The following is a 22,855-nucleotide window of genomic DNA, read 5'->3' as shown; positions in this document are numbered from 1 at the left end:
GGCATTGAAGGTGGCAAATACCCCCGGGAAAAGTAGCCAGGAAAAAGCACGGAACTGTGCACCACCGAGCCGGGGAGTGGCTAGGCTTCCGGTGATCACCGGTTCCCCCTAGGCAATCTCGAGCGAGCGGAAGGGTTCGTTTGGCATGCCGTCACTTGGATCGATTAGCACCACCTGTGCGCCCGAGGCCACGGAAGAGGTTCAGGCGTTCGCCAAAGCCCTCAAGCTCCTCATCCACCATGTCCGCCCCGGCGACACGATGGCGCAGAAGGCGAAGGCGCTGCACGTCTCGCCGCCGCTCCTCTCCCACTGGCTCAACGGACGGCGGCTTCCGCGTACGGCAGTTATCGAGGAGATGTCCGGGTTGGCGGCCGAGGGGGTGCCAGACGGGGGAGATGCCGCCGCACTGGCCCGCGAGTTCGCAGCACTCAAGCCGCTCCTTCAGGCCGCGCGGAAGTCGACCTGCCGTCGATGCGCGGGCAGGTGCACCTGCGACGAGGCGGGGGGCGAGAGGGACCGGCGCAACAGTTTCTGCAACACCTCCGCCGACAAGGGGGACCGGCGCAACAGCACGGCGCCGATGAACCCGAATTTACCGGCACACCTGGCGGCGATGGCCGAGGCCGACCGCGTGGCCCATCTGCTGGACCTGGGGGCGGCGCTGAGTGAAGGGGATATCGGCATATATGCCGACATCCTTGCGCGTGCAGGAATGAAGACCGAAATGGAGGTTTTGATCCGTTCTGCTAAATCAGCCGGGAGGGACTCAACGGAAATTGCAATCACCCTCGGCGGACTCCGCTAGCATTTTGAATGGTCGACTCTCACTCAAATCAGGAACAGGGAACACATGTGTCCAGCGACAGGTACGAGGGGCCCCGCCCCTTTACGGCTGCCGCGCACCCCCGGCAGTGCAGGGAAGGCTCGGCCTGAAGGGTCGGCAAACCGCGACCGAGACCTCCCCTGCCGAAACGCCCGTTAGATCGATGACCAACCAGGAGTTCCATCTTGAATTGTAAGGCCCTCCCGGCCCGACTGGCCAGGAAGATCAAACCTGTCTGCCTGCGGCTCCGCAATGCCACCGGAGGTCCGGAACGCGTCGGCCCCCTGTGGGAGAAGATGCGCCGCCGGCTCCGCTTCCTCCGCTGGACGCTGGTGATCCAGATCCTCAAGGGGGCCGCCTTCGCCGGCGGCGGCATCCTCATCCAGATCGCGGCCACTCGGTACCTCAACCAGTGAAGTACTCGCTGCTCACGGCCCGTCCCTGCCCCGGGGGGAGCAGGCACTGACCGACCCGGCCGCGCCAACGGCGGCAAGCTGAACGATCAGGCAGTGTGCGGCACCAGCGCATCTCGGCGGGTGCCGCACACTGCTGGCTGCTGGCCTGCCTCAAGAAGGACGGCCGGCACACCCGTACCGGCCGACCTCGCAGTGCACAGGTCAGCACCCTGACCGCCGCCTGCGCCCCCTGGGAGCCGACCCGCTCCCCGAGCCCCCGCAGGACCACGCGACACCCGGTCACTCCAACACCGTGACCTGCACAAACGCCATACGTACTGGCCGTGATCTCGCCCGAACCTCATTCGGGACGAAGAGGTCGTGGGTTCAAATCCCGCCACCCCGACAGTGAAACACCAGGTGAGGCACCTAGGGACGTTCCTAGGTGCCTCACCTGTTTTCGTGTGCGTGTCTCTCTGCGTGACTACCGCTTCCCGTGTGTCCACGGCCCTGCGGATCAGCGCCGAAGATCCCGTCCATGACCACGGCACCGGTCTGGATCACGGGCCGGTTTCAGTCCCCGGCTCACGTGGCCACCTGGGCTCCTGACGCAGCAATCGCGGTAAGGCCCCACGGACCATCGCAGCAGCCCAGTGGTGCATCTCGCAGCGGAGAGGTCGCGTGCCGCAACCGTGCCGGATGCAGGGGTCTGCCACGGTCGACACCGGTGCCTCATGGGCGAGTACCCGCACGGTCCCTTGCCGGTGAAGCCGCAGCTCAGGAGGGATCTCCCCCCGGCCTGGCCCTTCGTCGTGCGCTCCGGTCAGTCCCTTCACCCACTGCCTTCTCACGGTGAGAAACCAGCTGTGCGGGAAGGGGGGTTCAGAAGAGGATGTCTGTATGCGGGTAGGAGTGGTCGGACTCAGGATGGGGCTTCACCTGGCGGACTGGTGCCGCAAGGTGGGCTTGGAGGTCGCGGCGGCATGTGACCGCGACCCCGAACGCCGTGCCGTGGCGCGGGCGCAGTTATCCGACGCGGTGCTGGTGGAACGGTGGCAGGAGCTGTTAGAGCACCGTCTTGACGGAGTCGTCCTGGCCAACGATTTCGACGAGCACGCGCCGTTGGCCATCGCGTTCCTGGACCGTGGGGTGCATGTGCTGTCCGAGTCGGCGGCGTGCGTGGACGCCGTGCAAGGCGAGCGGCTCATCACGGCGGCGGACAGGTCGTCCGCGACCTACTCCTTCGCCGAGAACTACGTGGTCCATCCGCATGTCCGTCTCATCCGGCAGGCGATCGAGGCCGGGGAGCTGGGCCGGATCAGCCTGATCGAAGCGGACTATCTGCACGGCATGTCCCCGGACGAGGTCGCGGGCCTGATCGGTGATCCGGCGCACTGGCGCGGGCGCATCGCTCCCACGGCGTACTGCACGCACACCCTCTCACCGATACTGGCCCTCACGAAGGCCTGGCCGGTGGAGGTGTCGGCGTTCTCGGTGGACGAGGCGGACCCACGCGCCGCGGTCGTCATGGCCGTACGGCTGTCCACCGGGGCACTGGCCCTCACTCGGCACGGGTTCCTCCAGGGCGAGGCCGACAGCCACTGGAGCTGGATCTCCGTACGCGGCACCAAGGCGCTGGCCGAGTCCGTCCGGGCCGCCGGCGAACGGTCCTGGTCTGTCCGTGTCAGGACGGAGGGCTGGGCGGCCCCGGAGGGCCACGCACGCGAGGAGGAACGCACCCCTCCGCCCTTCACCCTCGCCGGGGAGCCCGTGGCACGCGGGGTCGAGGGCACCGTACGAGTACTGCGCGCCTTCCGGGCCACGATGGAGCGCGGAGAGCCACCGCTGGTACCGGTACGGCCCGCCGTGGCCGCGTCACTGGTCGGCGTGGCCGGCGCGGAGTCACTGGCCAACGGTTCCCGTCCAGTCCCGGTGCCTGTGATGACGACCGGTCCAGAGAGTCGCTCAGACGGTTCCTGACATCCATATCTGACATCAACGACGCCGGACGGGGACGTACACCAGCGTCTCTGTCTGGCCGTCCCACCAGCCGACGACCGCAGCCTGAGAGGGCCCGGATCGAACTCCTGAAGCGGTGCTCGCGCAACGTCGCGGCTGACACGGCCGCGGCAGAATGTCAGCGGGGTTCAGTCCTCGCCTACCTGCAGCAACACCAGGGTGAAGGACCCGCCGGTCCCGGCAACGACCCCATCGAAGGTATGCCGGGTGACCGGGTTCCACGCTCTTGCTCCGGGCGGGAGGTCAGTGATGTTCGTGTACCAGGCGGCCTCATAGCCCAGCAGACGGACAACACGTTCCGCCGCTCTTCGGGCGTGGGCGCGGTCTCGGCGTGCTGGGCCCGGGAACACGAGGTTGTAGGTCGCCAGGTAGGTCAAGAGCTCCGCTGCGCGCTCAGCGTCGATCTGCAAGAGTGCGTCGTCGATCTCTACTGGTGTGTCCGGGCCGACTGCGCCTTCCACTGCATACAGCTTCCAAGCCTCTTCAGCCTCGGCGGCCACTTGGCGAACGAGTTCCCGAACGGATCCGTCGGCCTCGTCGACCACACGCCCGAAAACCCCGTCTTCTCGCGACAATGAGCCCGTAAGAGCGCACAGTTCCGCAGCTACGTCCACCCTGCCATTCTCTACTGGTCCAGCTCCGACCCGGTCACGGCTATGCAGCAGCGTGCGATCGGGCGGTGAGTGTCTAACTGCGTGACAACGCCGACGGACAGCGGCGGACAAGCGCGGACGCCCCTGGACCATCGCCGCAGGTGAGAGACGCACCAGCCCAAGGCCGAGCACCCATCAAAGTTGCTTCGGGACGAAGAGGTCGTGGGTTCAAATCCCGCCACCCCGACAGTGAAGTACCAGGTCAGGGGCCTGATCCACCAAGTGGATCGGGCCCCTGACGGGTTTCTGGAGATCCTTTGACGAAATGTGGGAGACGATCTTGGTCGGGTTCTCCCAGAGGGTGACTGGTGAGGCCCTCTGAAGTGCAGCGGCTGCGGGCACTCGAACCTGCGCGTTCGCGAAACAGCCCCGTAGTCGGGCTGGGAACACCATGCCCGCCCGCCTCAACGGCCATTAGGATCACGACACATGGCAAGCCATCGCTCAGCGCGTCCCCACGACCACGCCCGAGCACTCGCCCAGCGGGTCCGTGCCCTGCGGGAGGCCCGTGGGTGGACGCGGGAGCGGCTCGCGAAAGAAGCTGGCATCGCCGCAGGAACGCTGGCCCGTCTGGAGAGCGAGGGAGCGATCCAGCCAGGTTTCTTCACCGTCGGAGCGGTCGCCGAGGCACTTGAGGTCTCCCTCGATGAGCTCTTCCGGGAGGCCAAGGTCGCCCCTGGTCTATGGTCCGCTGGATACGAAGGCCGGGACATCGACTCTTTCGTCGCCTCTCTCCTCGACAGCCGTATCGACGTCGTGGCGGACGTACGACTCACGCCCATCAGCCGCAAGAAGGGCTTCAGCAAGACTCGGCTCGGGCAGGCGCTCGCTGTGGCCGGCATCGAGTACACCCACCTGCGTGGCCTGGGCAATCCCAAGGACAACCGGGCGCCGTTCTGGGACGGCCGACTCGACGTGGGCCGGGCTCGCTTCCGCGGTTTGCTGCGGTCCGATGGGGCACAGGCCGACCTCGATCGCCTTGCCGAGCAAGCTCGGCAGTCGCGTGTCGCCGTGCTGTGTTTCGAGAAGGACGAGAGCCGCTGCCACCGGCAGGTCGTCCTGGAGACGGTCCGTGAACGGGCCGCCGTACCCGTACTTCCGCTGGCCTGACTTCGCCCCTCGCCGCCGCACGCGCTCTTGCCGGTGGCGCATGCCTCTCCTCCAATCGGATCCGGGAGATCAGTGGAGGGGGCGACCATGGGATCGCGGAATCGGCAGCGCGCAACGATCATGATCACGGTCAAGACGTATCCCGAGCTGTCCAACAAGTACCGCGAGACCAGCTGTGTGGCCGGCATACGCCTCGACCAGGGCGAGCCACAGCATGTACGGCTCTTCCCGGTGCCCTTCCGGCTCCTGAGCGAGGAAACCCAGTTCTCCAAGTACTCGATCATCGAGGTCGACGTCGAGCCGCACCGTCCGGAGCGAGACTCACGCCCGGAGAGTCTCCGGCCCGACCTCGACACCTTGGAGATCGTGGGTGAGGTGCCGTCCGACGGCGGTTGGAAGAAGCGGTACCGGTATGTCGAGCCGCTGGTCGCACCGTCGCTCTGCGCCATCAAGCGGGATCAGGAGCAGCGAGGGACCTCCCTCGGCGTCTTCCGGCCTGCCGAGATCACCCGCTTCCGGCTGGAGCCCGCGGAGCCCTGGTCTGCCTCCAGAGCTGCACTGGCCAACCAACTCGACCTTTTCGAGCAGGAGTTGGACCCGCTGGAGTGGGTGCCACTCGACCTCCGCTACAGCTTTCGCTGTGCCGATGACGACTGCCCGACCCACGACATGGGGCTGAAGGACTGGGAGGCCGGCCAGTCGTACCGCAAGTTCCTGCGCAAGTACGGCGAGCGCGGGGTCCGTGATGCGCTTCGCGAGCGCTGGTACAACCGGATGTGTGCCTCGAACCGAGCCGTTCACTTCTTCGTGGGTAACATCGCGGCCCATCCCAAAACGTTCATGCTGCTGGCCGTCTTCTACCCGGAGCGGAAGGTCATCGAGTACGTACAGGACAGTCTGTTCGGTGAGTGACGAACTCCTGCCGGGGTTTCAGGCGGACTTCAGGAGCTGCGTCGGCAACTGCTGAGGCGACGCGGATGGCTCACGCCAAGTGGTGTAGCTGATCAGGTACCCGGAAGGTGCTGGTCACCGCCGCATCGACGCTGCTCGGGGCCGCCGTGGCGCTGACGGCCGGTCAGCCGGGCACGACGCCGGGCTGTGTTCCCGTGGCGTCGCCTGCGCGCGGTTCACCGGAGCGTTTCGAGCAAGGTCGCTTAGACCACGAGACGGGACACGACAGCGACGCCCCCTCTGCACTGGAACCGCGCGGACTTCGCTACCCGTCACCAGGCCATCTCAGCGCGCGCCGTACGCAAGACAATCCTCGGCCGCTGGCTGCGGACCGTGTGGATTCACTTCAAGTCAACGTCTCTCGCCGGATGTAGATACCGGTGAGCCGCCGACAGACGTGGCCGTGATCACGTGTAGTGACTCAGCCAACTTGCCTTATAAGCAGACGTGTCAGAGAAAGAGCACCTGTAGGTTCCCGTGTGACCACTTGTGATCGTTCGTAGGGGGAACCTTGTCGTGTTCGCGCGCGAGATTCTTGGCCTCGGCATGCGCCGGGGTCACCGCACTCACCATCGTCGGCACCGCCCCGTCCGCGAATGCCGCCGCACCCAAGGAAGCCTGCACCGGCCTCTACAACGCCCGGATCACCTTCTGGGCGATGACGTGCAGTCAGCCGGGCGAGCCGATGATCGGCGGCTTCGCCACCTGGCGCAACACACCGATCACCTTCGATCAGGTCGACACCGGGTCTACGACCGTGCAGGCGGCCAACTACATGCGTGTCAGCCCGAACACGTCGAGCGGTCCGCTGGCTCCCAACATCGAGATCGGCCTGTACGCGGAGAAGACGGGGAAGACCACCCACACCTACGGGCCACGCTGGTCGGAGCTGACAACCAGCGGTGGTCGCACGACAGCCATCAAGGCCGGGGTCAACCCGACCAAGCCGGACAAGCGCAACCACACCTACATGACCGTCCGGCAGGACAGCGGCAACCAGTGGGATGTGCTCTACGACTTCAACAAGGTCGGCTCCACCACCAAACAGCTCAAGGTGCTGGGCGGTAACACCAACCGCATCGACGTCGGTCTCGAGGTGATGGGACCGAAGTACATCAACGTCCCCTCGATCGCGAACCGTACGCAGTTCATGACCGGGAACAAGGTGTGGCAGCAGGTGGCGACGCCCAACGTGGCCAAGTCCGTCACGCTCCCCGTGTGCAGCACGACCCACAAGCCGCCGAACTGCTTCACCACCAAGCTGACCGACAACAGCAAGTTCACCCAGTGGACCGTGAGCAAGCCGCGCCGGCAGGCCGCCGCCACTGCCTCCCCGGCTGCCGCCACCGCTGCCCCGACGCACAGTCGGGACGCTGCTGCGGCCGGCCTGCCCGCCACGTTCAACGGCGTGGACCAGCAAGCTCTGCAAGCCTGTCTGGAGAACGACCCCGACAGCTGCCTGGCCAGCGTGCCTGGCCTATCCGAGTGCGTGGTCACCGTACGGGTCTGCAACGCCGCCGCCGTGCCGTCCGGTGGGCCATCGGAGGAGGCCGCAGCTGCGGACATATCGGCTTCTGACATCCGGGCCCGAGCTGCAGCCGCCTTCGGCGTCCCCAGTGACGCCCTCGCCGTCAAGCCGCCCACCTCACCCTCCGCGACGAAGCCTCACCTGCACGCGGCCGCCAGCAGCAGCGGCGACGGAGCCTGGACGGTGACCTCCGCCAGCTCCACCCCCGGATTGCAGCGCACCGACCGTCGCTTCGACGGCTTCACCGCCCGCTACTCCGCGCACACCGGCGCACTGCTGGAGGCGTGCTGGGGCGACCTCTGCGATGCCTCGTGATCACCATGTGCCGCAGAAATCCCGCCGCTTCCGCACGCCAGCAAGGAGTCCACTGGTGAAGATACGCACCGCACTCATACGTCTCGCCCGCGTCACCGCCACCACGGCGACCTTGACACTGCTCACGGCGGCCACCAGCACAGCCGCCCACGCCGCGGTGCCCCCGAACGACCCGGCTCCCGAGGGCACGGTGTTCGTCGACGCCGCTTCTCTCCCCGCCGAGGAACTGCGTGGCCTCGGCCAGCCCATCCCGTACGCCGAGTACGCCCGATCCCACGGATCGAAGTCCGTGGCGCGGCAGGCGGTGGCCGACCCGGCTCCCGGCGACCAACAGGACCTGCGAGAGCAGTGTGCCAACCACGCGGCACAGGCGAAGACTGCCACCGGGTGGGTCAAATCCCGCTTCGAGAGCTGCCAGAAACGTCCATTTGACCTGGTGCTGCGTGACATCAGGGGTACGACCACGCTCGGCCGCCTCAAGTTCGACCAATGGGTTCTCGGCTTCGCCTACGACGGCAGTCGGCGCGTGGACTATGTCGCCAGCATCGAGAACATATGGGTCGAGCCGATACCCACCGAAGATGCCACGAAGTGGCGGATCGGCCAGCACTTTCACCACAGCATCAACGCATCCAAAAGCGATCCGGATGCCAAGGTGACCGCGCCGCAGACCGTGAACCGCGATGAGCTCCTCGGCGTGTGGGACACCAAGCCCCACTGGAACCTCACCTACACCTCCCCGGACAAAGGCGCCTTGTTCGACCAGGGCAACCAGCAACGCGTCCTTTCGACCGTCACGATGGACCTGAGCGCTAGCTCCCCCAACTCCGCCCCGTTCTTGGAAGGCAGCAACGTCTACAACTCCGGCGTCCGCTATGACTACGCCGGTAAGGTCGCGGGCAAGTACAAGGGCACCGTCTTCACGAAGGCGCGTGTGGAACTCGTGATGAGTCAGAAGGACTCGGCGGTCAACGAGAGCGCCGTGCACATCTACGACGCCCTGAACCGCCCCGAGCGCACCTTCCCCTCCTGGCCCGGGAAGAGCGTTCCGGGATCGAAGGAACCCCTGCGCCGAGTCGTCGATCCGAAGAAGATCGAAGACAATCGCGCGGCGTCCATCAAGGAATGCAAGAAGGTGTGGGGGGACTACGCCGGCAGCGGCCTGGAGTGCGACGAGTACCCCTTCGCCTCCACCAAGGAAGGATCCACCAAGGGCGACAACCGCTTCTCCGTCCGGCTGATCGACGGCAAGGACAACCGCAAGGGCGGAGAGCGCCTCAACGAGATGTACACCCTCAACCGCATCCTGGACGGCGACCCCTTCTACGTGAAGATCACCAACTAGCAGGAAGACACCACTGACCATGGCGCTTCTCGCCGAACACAACGTCACCGCTACCCCCGGCCGCCGCGTGCTGGAGGTCTACGACGCGAACGCCTACCTCGGCGACGAAGCAGCCATGGACGCCGCGGAGACACAGGTGGTGGCCGGCAACGGCTACCACCTGTACCTCCTCAGCCTGCAACCGGACATGGAAGTCCAGATGACGATCCGCATCTGGGACACCCCACCCACCCCGCCCGCCGAGGCCGAGGGCCACACCGACGTCAGCGTCGAATCCGAGACAGGCATCCTGGTCGTCGGCCAACTCGACCGCGGACCAGCCGACGAGATCACCCTGCCCTGCCCCGGCGTCTATGAAGGCCACGCCTGGTGGCAGAACCGCCAAGCAGCAGCCGACTACTACAACACCACCCTCGACCAACTCACCGACGACTCCCCCGAAGACCAGCTCACCGAAGCCTGGAACAACTGCCCCGTCACCGAACGCTACGTCCTCGACCTCGCCTGCACCCGCGAGCTTGACCCCGTCGATGAAGACGACCTGTGAAGCTGGTCGACGGACACGCCGAGGTGGGGCGCCAGGGTGTAGACGACCTGACCGGGCTCGGTGAGCGCCGCCCGTTCATACGCTGTCGCCAACAGCAGGCGGTCGATGCGGCGCCCGCCCACGGTTCGTTCGCCAGTGATCTCCTCGGGGCCCAGGACGGTGTGGTGGCCGTCCCGAGTGAGGTGCTTGTCGCCGATGCGGTGACCGGGGAACCGGATCACCCTGCGTGCAGTGATCAGCTTGCCGAGGGTGGTGCGAGAGAAATCTGGGAGAAGTTCTTCTCCCAGAACCCGAACCTCATCCGGGACGAGTAGGTCTTGGGTTCACATGCCGCCACCCCGACAGTGAACAGCAGGTCAGGCCCTTACCGGGTTCGGTAGGGGCCTGACCTGTCGTGTGTTCCGCCGGCCCGTCGGGTGCGCAACGGGGCCGGTGGGGCGTCAGTCGCACAGGGTGGCCACGACCAGGCTGTCGAAGGCCAGGTGGCCGGACTGGTGGGCCGTGACGCGGAGCACGGCGTCCTCCGTGGCGTCCTGCGGCGGGAGTCTCGTCGCCGTGACGCGGCAGGGGACGGTGAGTGACAGGGGGGCGTGGAAGGCGCTGCGCAGTTCCGTGGGCAGGACACGGTAGGGGGCGCAGGCCGCCTGTACGGCCTGGCGGGTGGCCTCCAGCAGGACCATGCCGGGCACGTCGTGCGTGGGGTGGTCGAAGAGCACCGGGTGACCGGGGTCGATGCGCAGGTCCCAGGACAGGCCGCGGCGGCCCGCGGCGGAGCCGGGGACGCCGAGGACGACGTCGCGTTCGTCGAGACGGCCCACGATCGCCGGCGGGACGGGGGGCGGCAGGGGCGGGTACCCGCCGCCCTCCGCCGCGGCGGGGTCGCGCGGGGCGTCCACGCGCAGGGTGAGGCGGCCCGCGCCGGCGAAGTCGCCGTCGCGCAGCAGGTCGGCCTCCAGGGTGAGCGCGGTGAGGGTGCCGTCGCTCCGCCGGACGTCCGCGGCCGTCGCCTCCACGTGCATCTCCGCGGGCCGGGGGCCCAGCAGCACGGCGGCCGGGACGATCTCCATCTCCTGGTCGGCGATAGCGAAGTGGTGGTCCGCCGGGACCCCGTAGTACGTCTGGCCGACCAGGACGGACGCCTGGCGCAGCGTCTCGACGGCGAGCAGCGGGTCGTACCAGACGCCCGCCACGGGTGCGTAGAAGTGGTGGCCGCGCGGCCACTGCGCGCCCAGGCGGAAGGTGTCCGGGCCGAGCCGTCGCCAGTCGGTGATCAGCACCTCGGCGACCGCCGTGCGGTCGACGAGATGGCGCGGTGCGGTCCGGACGAAGCGGAGCTCGGCCTCGCCCCTGGCATCCGGCGGCAGGGGCAGGGTGGGTGTGGGGTCGGTGAGGGACACGCGGGTTGCCTTTCTCGTGGGCGTCGGCACGGGCGCGTACCGGACCCTGCCGAGCGCTTGCCTGGTCCTGCCGGGGCCGGCCCGGGTCCGGGGCCGGCCCGGGTCCGGGGCCGGCCCGGGTCCGGCCTGCACGGCTCGCGCCCGGGTCGCGACGGGCCGGGTGCCCGGACCGACCGGGCGGACGGGCGGGCCGAGGACGCCGGTGGCCTCGGCCGGGCGCCCGGCCGTCGATGCGGCGACGGAGAGACGGCGACAGCGCCTGCGCCTGCGCGACGAGCTGCGGCGGGCGACGCGGGGGGCCGGGGTGGGCACCCCGGCCGTGCGTCAGGCCGCTGCCAGGGCCGTGAAGCGGCCGGCGTGGAAGACGAGCGGTCCGGCCTGCTCCGTGAGGGCGCCCTCCAGAGCCTCGGCGATCACCAGTTCGTGGTCGCCCGCCGGGTGGACCGTGCTGATGCGGCAGTCGAGCCAGCCCAGGCCGTCGGCCGGGATGGGGTGTCCGGCCCGGGTCGAGGACCACCGGCCGGTGGCGAACCGGTCGGCGCCCTTGGTGCTGAACAGCCGGCACAGGTCGGCGTGTCCGTCCCCGAGGATCGTGACGGCGAACGAGCCGTGCTCGCGGATGGCCGGCCAGGTCGAGGAGGTGTCCGCGGCGCACAGGGCGACCAGCGGCGGGGTCAGGGAGACGGAGGTGAAGGAGTTGACCGCCATGCCCTTGGGGCCCTCGGCGGTGTCTGCGGTGACCAGGACCACTCCCGTGGTGAACCGGCCGAGTATGTCGCGGAACGAGCGTTGCTCCAGCATGAGTTCTCTCCGATGGCGTGCGGGCGGGCAGGCGTACGTGTGTGCAGGCGTGGCACGGGTGGCGGACGTGGGACCGTGGGCCGGGCGCGGGTGGTGGGCGGCGAACCCCGGGGTGGGGGCAGGGGGTTGTGTGCCGGGTGGCCCGGTGCGTGAGTGGTGGGTGACGGGTGCGAGGCCGGGGGCCTTCCTGCGGGTCGGGGGTGTCGTGCGGTGCGGGCCGCGGTCCGGCCCGTGGCAGGTTCCGTCGTTGTGCCGTGTCGGCGGCTCCCGTCGTTGCGCCGTGCGGACGGCTCCCGTGGTGGGGCCGTACCGGCTCCCGTGGTGGGGCCGTACCGGCTCCCGTGGTGGGGCCGTACCGGCTCCCGTGGTGGGGCCGTACCGGCTCCTGTGGTTGGGCCGTGCCGGCTGCCGCCACCTGCCGGTCGCCGTCGTTCCGGCGGTCCGCCGGCCTCCGCGGCCCCGCGGCTACCGGCGGTCCACCGGTCCGTCGGCTCCTGGTCCCGCGGCTCCCGACGGTCCACCGGCGCCCTGACCCCGCTGTTCCCCGCCTCCCCCGGTCGCCCGCCTCACCCGATCCCCCACTCCCGACTCCCCACTCCCGGCTCCCGGCTCCCGCCGCGTCGTACCGGTCGGCCTCCCCGGTCGGCAGCGGTGGCCCTCGGCCGGTGCCGACCGGCCCCCGTACCCACCCCGGCGGGACGGGTGACGGGCGTGCCCGGCCGGCGGCAGGTGGGGCGCTACTTGCCGCGGGCGGCGATCGCGAAGTCCACCGCTTCCTGCGGCCGGGCCGCCGAACCGGTGATGCGCGGGGCGACGTAGCGGGCCAGCAGCTCCATGCTGCGGTTGGTCTTCTCCCACGACGTCCAGTCGGCGACGTAGACGAGCAGTGTGCCGAACCCGCCGGTGATCTCGTGCAGCCGCTCGATGCCGGCGACCACGTCGTCGACGGAGCCGACGAGCGCGCCGCCCGCCTCGACGCGGGCCTCCAGCGCCCGCTCGCGGGGCACGTCGGGGCTGAGCACGTCGCGGCCGGCGGCCTTGCCGAAGTACTCGAACAGCCAGCGGTCGTAGCCGTCGCGCACGTCCGCGTACGCCTCCTCGCGGGTCTCCGCGACGTGCACCGGCAGGGCGATGCGCCACTTGTCGCGGTCCAGCGTCTGCCCGTGCTCGGCCGCCGCCTCCTCGGCGTACTTCCACTGGTGGGCGAGGTTGATGTGGGCGGGCGCGCCCGGCGTCAGCAGGGCGAAGGGCAGGGCGAACGAGGTCATGCTCAGCCCGTACCGCCCGATCAGCCGGGGGCTGGACTGCGAGGTGCCGGACGTGGCGACGGCGACCTCGATGCCCTGCGGGCTGAAGCGGGGCAGCTGGAGCTTGGCGTCGCGCAGGTCGAACCAGTCGGTCTGCTGGGTGATGCGCTCCTCGCCGTTGACGAGTTCCAGGACGGTCGGCAGGGCCTCCTCCAGGCGGCGGCGCTGCACCGGCTGCTCCAGGCCGAACATCTTGGCGTCGAAGGGGACGCCCGGCCCGACGCCCAGGATGTAGCGGCCGCGGGTGAGGTGGTCGAGGTGGACGGCCCGGCTCGCCACGTGGAAGGGGTGGTGGCCGGACAGCGGTACGACGCCGTGGGCCAGCTTGATCTGGCGGGTGCGCTGCGAGGCGGCGGCTATGAGGGTCTCGGGCGCGCCGACCAGGCCCCAGCCCAGGGTGTGGTGCTCACCGAACCACGCCTCGTCGAAGTTGAGGTCGTCGACGTACTCCACGAGGTCGAGGTTCCGGCGGATCGCCAGGTGGGGGTCCTGGCCGGTCTCGTGGACGGGGGACAGGAAGAGACCGATACGGCTGTGCACAGTGAGCCTCCGAAAAGAGTCGCGGCGAAGGAGATCAGGGAGAACAGAGGAAGGGCGTCGGGCCGGCTCGCGGATGTGTCAGGCGAGCTTGTAGACCGCGTCCTTGAGCGAGCGGACCTTCTCGTAGTCGGCCGTGAGCGCGGCCTCGTCCGGTGCCGTGAGGTACACCCGCATGGAGCTGGTCAGCAGGTCGACGGTGGGCCTGATGCGGGAGCCGGGCGCGAACTTGACCGCCGTGCAGAACACGCTCTCCAGGGAGCGGATCTCCGCCACGGCCGTCTCGTCGACGGCTTCCACCACGCCGTCGAGGGCGGTCGGGGTGTTGTAGACGACGGCCGGCTGCAGCCGGGTGTACGTGCGGCCGCCGTGGTGTGCGCGGAACTCGTCGGGCCGGGTGTACGCCTGGGCGGTGAGCGCCGCCTGGTTGTGGCCCAGGCACACGTCGTGGAAGGGCGCGTTGATGTTGCCGTTGAGGCGGGTGCCGATCTCGACCAGGACGGGGCCCTCGTCGGTGACGATGACCTCGGCGTGGGCCGGTCCCCAGGCGACGCCGAGGGCGGCGAGGACCTGGTCGACGTAGCCGGTGAGGTCGGCGACCAGCGGGGTGGTGTCGGGGTCGGCGAGCAGGTCGCGGTTGTAGATGTTCTTGCCGGACGGCAGCAGCGTCTTCTCGTACTCCCAGACGCCGCAGGCGTAGCGCTCGCCGCCGCAGCTGACGGTGTCGACGATGTACTCGGTGCCCTTGAGGTAGGACTGCACCAGGATCTCGGTGTTGGTCAGGCCGAACATGTTCGGGGCGTCGAGGACGGCGTGGGCGGCGGCGCGCACGGCGTCGGGGCCGTCGCAGACGACGACGCCGTCGGAGGCGGCCGAGCTGAGCGGCTTGACGACCACCGGGTAGCTGCCGTGGTCCTCGGCCCAGGCCACGGCCTCGTCCGGGTCGGCGGTCTTGAACTGCCGGGCGCAGCGCACACCGGCCCGCCGCAGCGTCTCGGTCATCTCGTACTTGTCGCGGCGGGCCGGGGAGAGCGCCGAGCCGTTGGAGGGGACGCCGATCGCCTCGCTCAGCCGGTCGGCGAGCGGCACGGACGACTCCTGGCCGGCGATCACGCACACCGGGTCCAGCGCGCGCAGCGTCTCGACGAGGGCCGCCTCGTCCGAGGACACGATGTTCTCGCGGTACGCGGTGAGGTCCGGCGGCGCCATCGCGGGGATCAGCTCGGGCGTGCTCTGCACGTGGACGACGTCCGTGCCGTACGCGGCGAAGGCGACGGGGTAGAAGTTGCCGGCGGAGTAGCCGTCCACGACGACGGCGACGGGGCGCCGGTGCGGTCCGGGGGGTGTGCTGGTCATGCGTGGGCCTCCGACACGATCGGGGATGTGGGAGCCGGGCGGGGGGAGCCGGTGGCGGGCGCGGTCTCGGCCCCGATGAAGCCGGCCAGGCGGGCGACGCCTTCGCGGATCGCGGCGGGCGTGAGGTTGCTGAAGCCGAGGCGCAGGGCCCGCTCGCCGCCGCCGTCGAGGTGGAACATGCGCATCGGCGCCCAGCTGACGCCGTGGTCGCGGGCGGACCGCTCCATGGCGGCCAGGTCGGCCTCGAACGGCACCTCGACGACCAGGAAGAAGCCGCCGCGCGGCCGGTTCCAGCGCACCTGGTGCTCGGCGTAGCGCTCGGGCGGGAAGTGCGCGGCGAGGGCGTCGAGGGTGGCGGCGAGCCGCTCCTGGTAGACGGCGGCCAGGTCGCGGGTGGCGGAGCGCAGGTCGTGACCGGCGTCGACCAGGATGCCGCCGATCGCGGCCTGGGAGAGCGAGGAGGAGCCGACGGTGAACATCGCCTTGGCCTTGGACAGTTCCTGGGCGAGCGTGCGCCGCACGCCGTCCTCGCCGACGACCGTGCGGTCACCGACCAGATAGCCGAGGCGGGCGCCGGGGAACGCGGACTTGGCGAACGAGCCGAGGTAGACGACGTCGCCGCGGGTGTCGAGGGCCTTCAGCGTCGGCAGCCGTTCGTCGTCGCTCGCGAACAGGCCGTACGGGTTGTCCTCGAGGATGGTGAAGCCCTCCTCGGCGGCCAGTTCCAGCAGTCGCCGGCGCGCTTCGAGCGGGACGACGGTGCCCGAGGGGTTGGAGAAGTCGGGGACCAGGTACAGCGCGGCGGGGCGCCGGCCCTCGGCGCGGACGGCGCGCACCGCGGCGGCCACGGCCTCGGGTTCGAGACCGCTCGGCCCCTCGGTGATGCCCTTGACGGGGATGTCCAGCATGCGGGCGGCGCCCCGGATGCCGACGTAGGCCGGGGACACGCACAGCAGGACGTCGTCGGGCGAGCGGAACAGCCCGCGCAGGGCGATGAGGGCCGCCTCCTGGAAACCGTGGGTGATCATCACGGCCTCGGGCGGCACCTCGATGCCCTCGTCCTGCGCGAGCATGCGCACGACCTCGTCCTGGATGAAGCCGTTCACGGGCCCGTACTGGAAGTGCAGGCGGGTGACGCGCTGCTCGGGGACGCCGTTGTCGCGCAGGTGGGTCAGGTACCGGTTCACGTAGTACGAGAGCTTGGCGAGGTCGTGCGTGCCGTCGTGGGGTGCGCCCGAGGAGAACGACAGGGCGTCGGGGAACTTCATCGCCGTCTCGCTGAGCAGGCGCATGGAGTCCATGTCCGGGTCGACGATGCCGGCGTGCAGCGCTTCGCGGCGAAGGGCGGTGTCGGGCTGGACTGGCGTCACGAGCACGTCAGTTGCTTCCTTCCGGGGCTGGGGAACGGGAGGGGCGGCCGGGCGGGGCGCGGCGCGGTCAGGCGGCGGAGGGCTGCGGCGCGGCGAGCCACGCGCCCTTCCCGGGGGCCCACCGGCGGATGCGGACGCGGCAGACGATGCCGCCCTTGACGTAGGGCTCGGCGTCCAGGATCTGCTGCAGGCGCGGGAGGTCGTCGGCCTCGTAGACGAGCAGGCCGCCGTTGACGTCCTCGAGCGGGCCGGCGAGCAGGAGCACGCCGCGGTCGGTGAGGCTGCGCAGGTAGTCGGTGTGGGCGGGGTGCAGGTGCTCCCGGCCCTCGCGGTCGACGTTGTACTCGAACTCGACGACGAAGGTCGCCATGGATGCCTCCTGGGGTGCCCGGACGAGTGCCGGGCGGTTGCGGGCGGTTGCCGGTGGGGCACGTGGAGCGGGTCCGGCACGCGGACGGCGGCCCTGGCGGGCGCGGGACGGGCCGCGCGTGCGCAGGACGGACCTCACATGTAGAGGCCGCCGTTGATGTCGATGACGGAACCGGTCGAGTAGCCGGCGCTCTCGGAGCACAGGTGGAGGACGCTGCCGACGGCCTCGGCGACGGTGCCCATGCGGCCCATCGGCAACCGGGCGAGCACGGCCTCCTTCTGCGCCGGGTCGCGCCGCTCCCAGGCGCCGGCGACCCGGTCGGTGGCGATGGGGCCGTGGGCGACGACGTTGAGGACGACACCGGTGGCGGCCAGTTCGTAGGCCATCTGCTTGGTCATGCCGATGACGGCGGCCTTGGCGGCGACGTAGGCGGCGTTGTTGAAGTGGCTGTACGTCCGGCCCCCGGCGGAGGCGAAGTTGACGATGCGGCCGTAGCCGTCGGCGGCCATGCGCGGGGCGCAGACCTTGACCGCGATCCAGCTGCTGACCACGTTCTCCAGGAACGACTGGTCGAAGTGGTCGGTGGTCAGGTCGGCGTAGCCGATCACGCGGGTGTCGCCGCCGACGCCGTTGACGAGGATCGAGGGGGCGAACCGGTCGACGATGTCGGTCAGTCGGCGCTCGGCGTCCGGGATGTCGGTGATGTCGCCGACCACGGCCTCGACCTTGGTGATCGCGGCCAGTTGCGTCGCGAGGCGGTCCAGGGCCTCGGCGTCGCGGTCGAACAGGACCAGGGTGTGCCCCTGTTCGGCCAGCTCGCGGGCGACCTCCTTGAGGATGCCGCCGGCGGCGCCGATCAGCAGGGCGGTGCGGGCGGTGTCGGGTGCGGACATGAGGGTCACCTGTTCTCTCGGGTCAGCGCTTGTGCGGGGTGCGGGGCGGTGGTGCGCGGGGCGGGTTCGGGTGCGGCGTCCGGCCGGGGCTTGGTGGTGAACCCGGCCAGGCGCGGCAGCAGGGCGAAGCCGAGCGTCACGGCGAGGCCGAGGCCGAGGGCGGTGATCCACAGCGACGCGTAACCGTGGGACCGGGCGAGGGCCAGGCCGGCGGGGCTGCCGACGACGAAGGCGGCGTTCCAGGCGAAGAAGTAGGAGCCCTGGTAGGTGCCGCTGCGGCCGGCGGGGGCCCGGTCGGCGATGAAGGTCGCGGACATCGGGGCCCACAGCACCTCGCCGAGCGTCCAGAGGACCGTGGTGACGGTGAAGGAGACGATGCCGCCGGCCAGGGCGTTGGCGCCGAAGCCGACGGCCATGAAGGCGCCGGCCAGCATCAGCGGGACGTGGGCGCGCAGTCCTCCGACGAGCCGGGGCACGAGGGGCAGCAGCACCACGGACAGCACCGCGTTGACCGCCAGGACGAAGCCGATGTCGCCGGGGGTCAGGCCGTTGTCCCGCATGCCGAGGGGCAGGGCGGAGTTGACCTGGAGGTAGATGCAGGCCAGCAGGAAGGTCAGCAGGAGGAAGCCCAGCAGCACGGGGGTGCGGAAGGGCTCGGTGATGCCGCGCGCGGCGGACCGGAGGGCGGCTGCCGCCCCGGCGGGCCGGTCGGCGGCGGCCGGTGCGTCGGCGGGCACGGCGAACACCAGGGCCGCGTAGATCAGGCTGGAGGCCGCCCAGACGACGAACAGGGCACCGGGGCTGACCGCCAGCAGGAACCCGGACACGACCGGGCTGAGCGACATGCCGATGTTGAACCCGACGAGGAAGAGGCTGTACGCCTTCGAGAACTGCTCCTGCGGCACGATCGCCGAGATCAGCCCGGCACCGGCCGGCCGGTCGACGGACGACAGGAAGCCGGTGATCAGGGACAGCACGCAGAGCGCGGCCACATGGTCGGCGACGGCGAACAGCAGGGCCATCGCGGCGGTGACGGGCTGGGCCGCCACGATGGTGCGGCGCGGTCCGATCAGGTCGGCGACCGCCCCGCCCACCAGCCCCGACAGCACGACCCCGGCCCCGAAGAGGCCCACGACGAGCGGGGTCGTCCCGGGGGCGACGAGGCCGTCCTGCTCCAGGTAGAGGACGAGGAAGGCGGGGGCGAGCGTACCGAGCCGGCTGACGGTCTGCCCGCACCACAGCAGCCAGAACGCTTTGGGAAGGGCCATCAGGAGGGGTCCGTTCGTGTCGGGGCCGACGAGCACCCCGAGGGGTCCTGCCGGGGGCGGGGAGGGGTGGCCGGGGCGCGTGATCCGCTCGGTGCGGGCGGGGGCCCGCCCTGCGGGGGGCGGGCCGCGGGGGTCGGGGTCCGGGGGCGGTTCGGCCCGGCGCCGGTGGTCGGGACGGGCGTTCGGGCCGGGCCCGTAGAGGCCCGGGGCGGGCCGCTCGTCGCCGTCCGGGGGCCCGCCGGGGACGGGCCCGTCGCGCCGGGCACGGTCCGTGCGGGTGCGGACGGTGTGCGGGCGCCGCGGGGCGGACGGCCGGCGCGGGGGCCCCGGGCGGGACGGGACGGTGCGGCGGCGGGCGGCGCCGTGGAGCCGAGGGCCGCGTAGGCGTAGGCCGCGCAGACCAGGGTCATGTGGTGGTGCCAGCCGGGGTAGGAGCGCCCCTCGAAGGCGCGCAGTCCGAAGTCCTCGGCCAGCCGGTCGACCGTGCCGGCGGCGTCCGCGGACAGCCGTCCCAGTGCCAGCACCTCGCGGGGCGGGCGGTCCACCAGGTCGGTGAGCCAGACCCGTTCGCCGGTGCCGTCCGGCAGGTGCTCGCTGATCAGCCGGAGGGCGACGGGGAGGCCGGGGAGGCGCACCCTCCCCGTCGCCACGGCCGCCGGCCGGGGATGGGACGGCCGGGTTCGGTGGGCGGCCGTCACGTCCCGCGCCCGGACCGGGGCCGCCGCGCCCCGGTCGGCGGGGGCGCCGCGCTCGGGCACGACGGCCAGCCCGTCCGGCACGGCCAGGACGAACCGCCGCCCGCGGGCGGCGAGTCCGGCGGTCAGCGCCGCGGCGTCCGCGAATCCGGACAGGTCGGCCACGACCGGCACGGCGTCCGCGTCCGCGTTCGGTGCGGCGCCGGCGGCGGGCCGGCGCCGGGAGAAGGCGTCGACGAGGTCCAGAGCCTGGGCGCAGGCCGAGTCCCGGCCCTCACCGGCGGCGGGGACGCGGGCCCGGCCGCGCAACTCCCGGTCGCCGGACCAGGGCCCGGGCAGCAGCAGCCGCCAGTCGACGGGGACGGTGGCGCCCTCCGTCGCGAGGAACGCCCCGATACCGACCTGGCAGTTGACCGTGCGGCCCTCGCCCGGGACGAAGCGCCGGTGCACCCCGCAGGAGCGTTCGCCCCGTTTGGGCAGCACCGCGGCGCCGATGACCAGGGCGCGCGGCGCGGACCGGCGCACGGCCCAGTCGGTGAGACGGTCGCGGACCGGTTCCCAGTCCCAGGGGCTGGCGTTGACGAACTGGTGCAGCGCCTGGGCGGCCGTGGCGGAGTCCGAGACGCAGGCCGCGAGCCGCCGCACCGTCTTGCGGCCCGGCGTCACCAACAGGCCGCGGGTGTAGGCCTGGGCCCATCTGCGCTGGTCGGCGCGGGGCAGCAGGCCGAACACCTCCGCGATGTAGGTGTCGAAGGCGGCGTGCCGCGCGACGGAGCCGGCCCGGGGACGTGGCGTGGGCGTGGACAACGCTCTCACCATGACGCGTTCCCCTCCTCTGGTCTGACGGGTCGCTGCGCTCGGACCCCGTCGGTTCGAGGCCCGCCGGGGAAAACAATAAAGAGTGATCTCTTTGTTTTCAAACAGGAGTCCGGCCATGCGTGCGACTTCGTGGAGTCCGGCCCCACGCACCGCTCCCGCCTGCGGTTTCACCCGTGCACACGGACAAGGGTGGTGAGCGCCCGCTGCGGCAGCACCGCCGCGCGCAGTTCCCTCTCGGCCAGCGCGGCCCAGCGCTCACCCGGTCCCCGCGGCGAAAGAGCCAGCGTCAAGCCGCCCTTGAAGGTGGACAGGCACAGCGAGCCGCCCGGTGCTCCACCGCCGTGGCCGGTCACCGTGTGCAGGGCGGTGACCCGCGCGGCGTGCGCGCCGAGCACGGTGTCGAAGCAACCGGCGTCGACGAGGCGCAGTTCGGGCGCACGGCTCAGCGCCGCCCGCTCGACGGCCCGGCGGACGGCGGCGTGCCCGCACCGCGCCGGACGCCAGGCACGCCGGGCCGAGCACAGGGCGGCGGCGTGCGCGCGGGCCCACCGCAGAGGCTCTCCGCGGGTGCCCGCGCGCAGCCGCGTGGCGACCAGGGTCTGGACGCACCCGGGCTCGGTGATGAGTGCCCGCTCGGCGTACCGCCGCCGCAGGGACATCGCCGTGGCCACGGTGACCTCGCTGCGGCCGGTCTCCCGGGCGAGCGCGTCGGCCAGCACGGTCGTGAGGTACCCGCCGACCGTCACCCGCCGCTGCGCGCACCAGTCCCGCAGCCGGCGGCTCTCCCGGGCGGTGAGCGCCAGCGTCACGGCACCGTCCGCACGGCCGCCGGACACCGCCCCCTCACCGCGCCCCTCCTCCTGCGCGTACGGCCGGCCCGCGCCGGGGTGTGCCGTGCGCCGGGCCGGTGCGGGCGCGGGGGATCCGCAGCCGCCGCACGCGCACCCGTTGCCGGCCTCGTAGGTCAGGTCGTCGGTGTCGGGCGGCAGCGCCTCGCGGTCGGGGCCGGCGGAACCGGTGTGCGGGGTGCCGAGCAGGGCGTCCAGCAGCAGTCGCACCAGCCTTCCGGCCGAGTGGGCGTCGCCGATCGCCGGATGCAGGCTGAGGGTGAAACGGGTGGCCCCGGACGGACCGTGCCCGACGCGCAGTCCCCACAGCCGCTCCCCGTCCCCGGGCCCGGGCACCGTGTCCCCGGGTGCGTGTCCGGTCGCCGGACTCCGGAAGCACAGCTCGTCGCCCGTGCCGGCGATCCGCAGGGAGAGCAGCGGCAGCCGTCCCGCCCACCGCCGGACGGCCCGCTCCACCCTGTCCGGCGGGAACCGCCCGTCCACCGTGAAGGAGGTCGTGATCCGGCCGGCGCCCGTGAGGGCGTGGGCGTGCGCGAACAGGGCCTCCGTGTCGCTGAGTCGGCGGACGCGGTCGCCGCCCCCGCGTGCCCTCCCGTCCCGGGTCACGACGCCTCGCGCCGGGGGGACGCGAGCGCCGGGGAGGCACATCGCACGGTGTTGGACAGGGTCACCCCGTGGCTGGTGAAGTCCAGCGTGACCCGGTCCCGGTCGGCCATGCGATGGCCGCCGTGGAAGCTGCTGCGGTCGGCGCCGATGTAGACGTAGTGCACCCGGCCGGGGGTGAGCAGGGCGTCGTGCGCGAACAGTTCGGACATGATGGCGTCGAGCCCGTAGTGCAGGGCCTTCGTGCCGGTGGTGAACTCGCCCCGGTACCGCGTCTCGCCGTCCCGCTCGATGGTCACGCGGCCGGTGACGTGCCGCGGCGGTTCGCCGGGGAACAGCCACGGCGCGACGGCCGCGTCGCACAGCTTGGCGTAGGAGAGATGGCCCCGGTGGCGCCGGAAGCGGCCGATGTCGGTGAGGTCGTTGCCGAAGGTGTGGCCGACGTACCGGGGTGTGCCGTCCGCGGCCGTGACGTAGACGAGGACGATCTCGGCCTCCTCGGTGAGCGCGACCGCGCCCGCGGGTGCCCGCAGGTCCTCCCCGGAGGTCCTCAGCACGTCGCCGAGGCCCTTGAGGAACCAGTTCGGCTGGGACGGGGTGTCCGCGTCCACCTTGACGTTGTGGGTCTGCATGAAACCGCCGACCATGGCGTCACCCGGGTGCTCCGGCAGCAGCGGCGGCCGGAAGGACACCTCGCCGAGGGCCTCCGCCGGGACGGTCACCTGCTCGGCGCCGGCGAGGAGGGCCGCGGGATCCAGGCCCTCGGCCAGGGCCTGCGCGAGGCGCCCGCCCGGCAGCGGCACGAGGCGCAGGGGCTCGCCGGCCCGGGGCAGGCCGAGGCCGGCGTGACGGCGGCCCTGGTAGGTGCATTCGAACAGTACGGTCATGGAGTTCCAGCCTTTCGG

General features: G+C 71.1%; 20 protein-coding genes and 1 pseudogene. 9 read left to right on the top strand and 12 right to left on the bottom strand.

What is annotated here, in order from left to right; genetic code table 11:
* The first annotated feature begins 145 nt into the window (after nucleotides 1-145).
* The 3 genes from Q5694_RS09955 (at nucleotide 146) to Q5694_RS09945 (ending at nucleotide 3,198) form a co-directional block, all read left to right on the top strand.
* On the top strand, nucleotides 146-805 hold the full coding sequence (locus Q5694_RS09955) for a helix-turn-helix domain-containing protein (RefSeq protein ID WP_333932183.1): 660 nt from the start codon (nucleotides 146-148) through the stop codon (nucleotides 803-805).
* A 203-nt stretch (nucleotides 806-1,008) separates the two neighbouring features.
* Nucleotides 1,009-1,239, top strand: coding sequence for a hypothetical protein (locus Q5694_RS09950; RefSeq protein ID WP_333932182.1), 231 nt, complete (start codon nucleotides 1,009-1,011; stop codon nucleotides 1,237-1,239).
* 879 nt (nucleotides 1,240-2,118) lie between these two features.
* Entirely contained in the window at nucleotides 2,119-3,198 is a 1,080-nt protein-coding gene (locus Q5694_RS09945) for a Gfo/Idh/MocA family protein (RefSeq protein WP_333932180.1), read from the top strand.
* Nucleotides 3,199-3,365: 167 nt separating this feature from the next.
* Here Q5694_RS09945 and Q5694_RS09940 read toward each other — a convergent pair whose 3' ends face one another.
* Entirely contained in the window at nucleotides 3,366-3,782 is a 417-nt protein-coding gene (locus Q5694_RS09940) for a hypothetical protein (protein WP_333932178.1), read from the bottom strand.
* A 537-nt stretch (nucleotides 3,783-4,319) separates the two neighbouring features.
* Here Q5694_RS09940 and Q5694_RS09935 point away from each other — a divergent pair.
* From Q5694_RS09935 to Q5694_RS09910, 6 genes are all read left to right on the top strand, one after another.
* Nucleotides 4,320-5,000, top strand: coding sequence for a DUF488 family protein, N3 subclade (locus tag Q5694_RS09935; protein ID WP_333932177.1), 681 nt, complete (start codon nucleotides 4,320-4,322; stop codon nucleotides 4,998-5,000).
* Nucleotides 5,001-5,120: 120 nt separating this feature from the next.
* Nucleotides 5,121-5,912: a hypothetical protein gene (locus Q5694_RS09930; RefSeq protein WP_333932176.1), complete on the top strand. Its 792-nt coding sequence runs from the start codon at nucleotides 5,121-5,123 to the stop codon at nucleotides 5,910-5,912.
* 574 nt (nucleotides 5,913-6,486) lie between these two features.
* Nucleotides 6,487-7,794: a hypothetical protein gene (locus Q5694_RS09925; protein WP_333932175.1), complete on the top strand. Its 1,308-nt coding sequence runs from the start codon at nucleotides 6,487-6,489 to the stop codon at nucleotides 7,792-7,794.
* A gap of 55 nt (nucleotides 7,795-7,849) precedes the next feature.
* Nucleotides 7,850-9,139 carry a NucA/NucB deoxyribonuclease domain-containing protein gene (locus tag Q5694_RS09920; RefSeq protein ID WP_333932174.1) on the top strand — a complete coding sequence of 430 codons (1,290 nt, stop codon included), beginning with the start codon at nucleotides 7,850-7,852 and terminating at the stop codon, nucleotides 9,137-9,139.
* Nucleotides 9,140-9,158: 19 nt separating this feature from the next.
* A complete protein-coding gene (locus Q5694_RS09915; protein WP_333932172.1) occupies nucleotides 9,159-9,686 on the top strand; it encodes a hypothetical protein in 528 nt (175 codons plus the stop codon).
* The gene (locus Q5694_RS09910) at nucleotides 9,683-10,000 is read left to right on the top strand and encodes a hypothetical protein (RefSeq protein WP_333932171.1); all 318 of its coding nucleotides are present in this window, start codon (nucleotides 9,683-9,685) and stop codon (nucleotides 9,998-10,000) included. Before Q5694_RS09915 ends, Q5694_RS09910 begins: the two co-directional genes overlap by 4 nt.
* Before the next feature lie 126 nt (nucleotides 10,001-10,126).
* Here the strand turns inward: Q5694_RS09910 and Q5694_RS09905 are convergent, their stop codons facing one another.
* The 11 genes and pseudogenes from Q5694_RS09905 to Q5694_RS09855 form a co-directional block, all read right to left on the bottom strand.
* A complete protein-coding gene (locus tag Q5694_RS09905) occupies nucleotides 10,127-11,083 on the bottom strand; it encodes a ScbA/BarX family gamma-butyrolactone biosynthesis protein (protein WP_333932170.1) in 957 nt (318 codons plus the stop codon).
* A gap of 324 nt (nucleotides 11,084-11,407) precedes the next feature.
* A complete protein-coding gene (locus tag Q5694_RS09900) occupies nucleotides 11,408-11,884 on the bottom strand; it encodes a flavin reductase family protein (RefSeq protein WP_333932169.1) in 477 nt (158 codons plus the stop codon).
* Nucleotides 11,885-12,621: 737 nt separating this feature from the next.
* Complete coding sequence (locus Q5694_RS09895; RefSeq protein ID WP_333932168.1) at nucleotides 12,622-13,731, bottom strand: LLM class flavin-dependent oxidoreductase; 1,110 nt, start codon at nucleotides 13,729-13,731, stop codon at nucleotides 12,622-12,624.
* A gap of 78 nt (nucleotides 13,732-13,809) precedes the next feature.
* Complete coding sequence (locus Q5694_RS09890; protein ID WP_333932166.1) at nucleotides 13,810-15,084, bottom strand: ATP-grasp domain-containing protein; 1,275 nt, start codon at nucleotides 15,082-15,084, stop codon at nucleotides 13,810-13,812.
* Nucleotides 15,081-16,460, bottom strand: coding sequence for an aminotransferase-like domain-containing protein (locus Q5694_RS09885; protein WP_333932165.1), 1,380 nt, complete (start codon nucleotides 16,458-16,460; stop codon nucleotides 15,081-15,083). Before Q5694_RS09885 ends, Q5694_RS09890 begins: the two co-directional genes overlap by 4 nt.
* A 61-nt stretch (nucleotides 16,461-16,521) precedes the next feature.
* Nucleotides 16,522-16,824: a YciI family protein gene (locus Q5694_RS09880; protein ID WP_333932164.1), complete on the bottom strand. Its 303-nt coding sequence runs from the start codon at nucleotides 16,822-16,824 to the stop codon at nucleotides 16,522-16,524.
* Between the two features lie 134 nt (nucleotides 16,825-16,958).
* Nucleotides 16,959-17,717, bottom strand: a complete 759-nt coding sequence (locus tag Q5694_RS09875) for an SDR family NAD(P)-dependent oxidoreductase (protein ID WP_333932162.1) — start codon at nucleotides 17,715-17,717, stop codon at nucleotides 16,959-16,961.
* 5 nt (nucleotides 17,718-17,722) lie between these two features.
* Complete coding sequence (locus Q5694_RS09870; protein WP_333932161.1) at nucleotides 17,723-18,985, bottom strand: MFS transporter; 1,263 nt, start codon at nucleotides 18,983-18,985, stop codon at nucleotides 17,723-17,725.
* Between the two features lie 338 nt (nucleotides 18,986-19,323).
* A pseudogene (locus Q5694_RS09865) lies at nucleotides 19,324-20,499 on the bottom strand (IS701 family transposase); the annotation flags it as partial.
* A gap of 167 nt (nucleotides 20,500-20,666) precedes the next feature.
* The gene (locus Q5694_RS09860) at nucleotides 20,667-21,953 is read right to left on the bottom strand and encodes a hypothetical protein (protein ID WP_333932158.1); all 1,287 of its coding nucleotides are present in this window, start codon (nucleotides 21,951-21,953) and stop codon (nucleotides 20,667-20,669) included.
* Nucleotides 21,950-22,837, bottom strand: a complete 888-nt coding sequence (locus tag Q5694_RS09855) for an FAH family protein (protein WP_333932157.1) — start codon at nucleotides 22,835-22,837, stop codon at nucleotides 21,950-21,952. Before Q5694_RS09855 ends, Q5694_RS09860 begins: the two co-directional genes overlap by 4 nt.
* Nucleotides 22,838-22,855: the final 18 nt, after the last annotated feature.

The sequence above is a fragment of the Streptomyces sp. AHA2 genome, from assembly GCF_036857595.1.
Classification (GTDB): Bacteria; Actinomycetota; Actinomycetes; order Streptomycetales; family Streptomycetaceae; genus Streptomyces.
The sequence above is the reverse complement of the archived record's forward strand: the minus strand, read 5'-3'. Positions and strand labels throughout refer to the sequence as shown.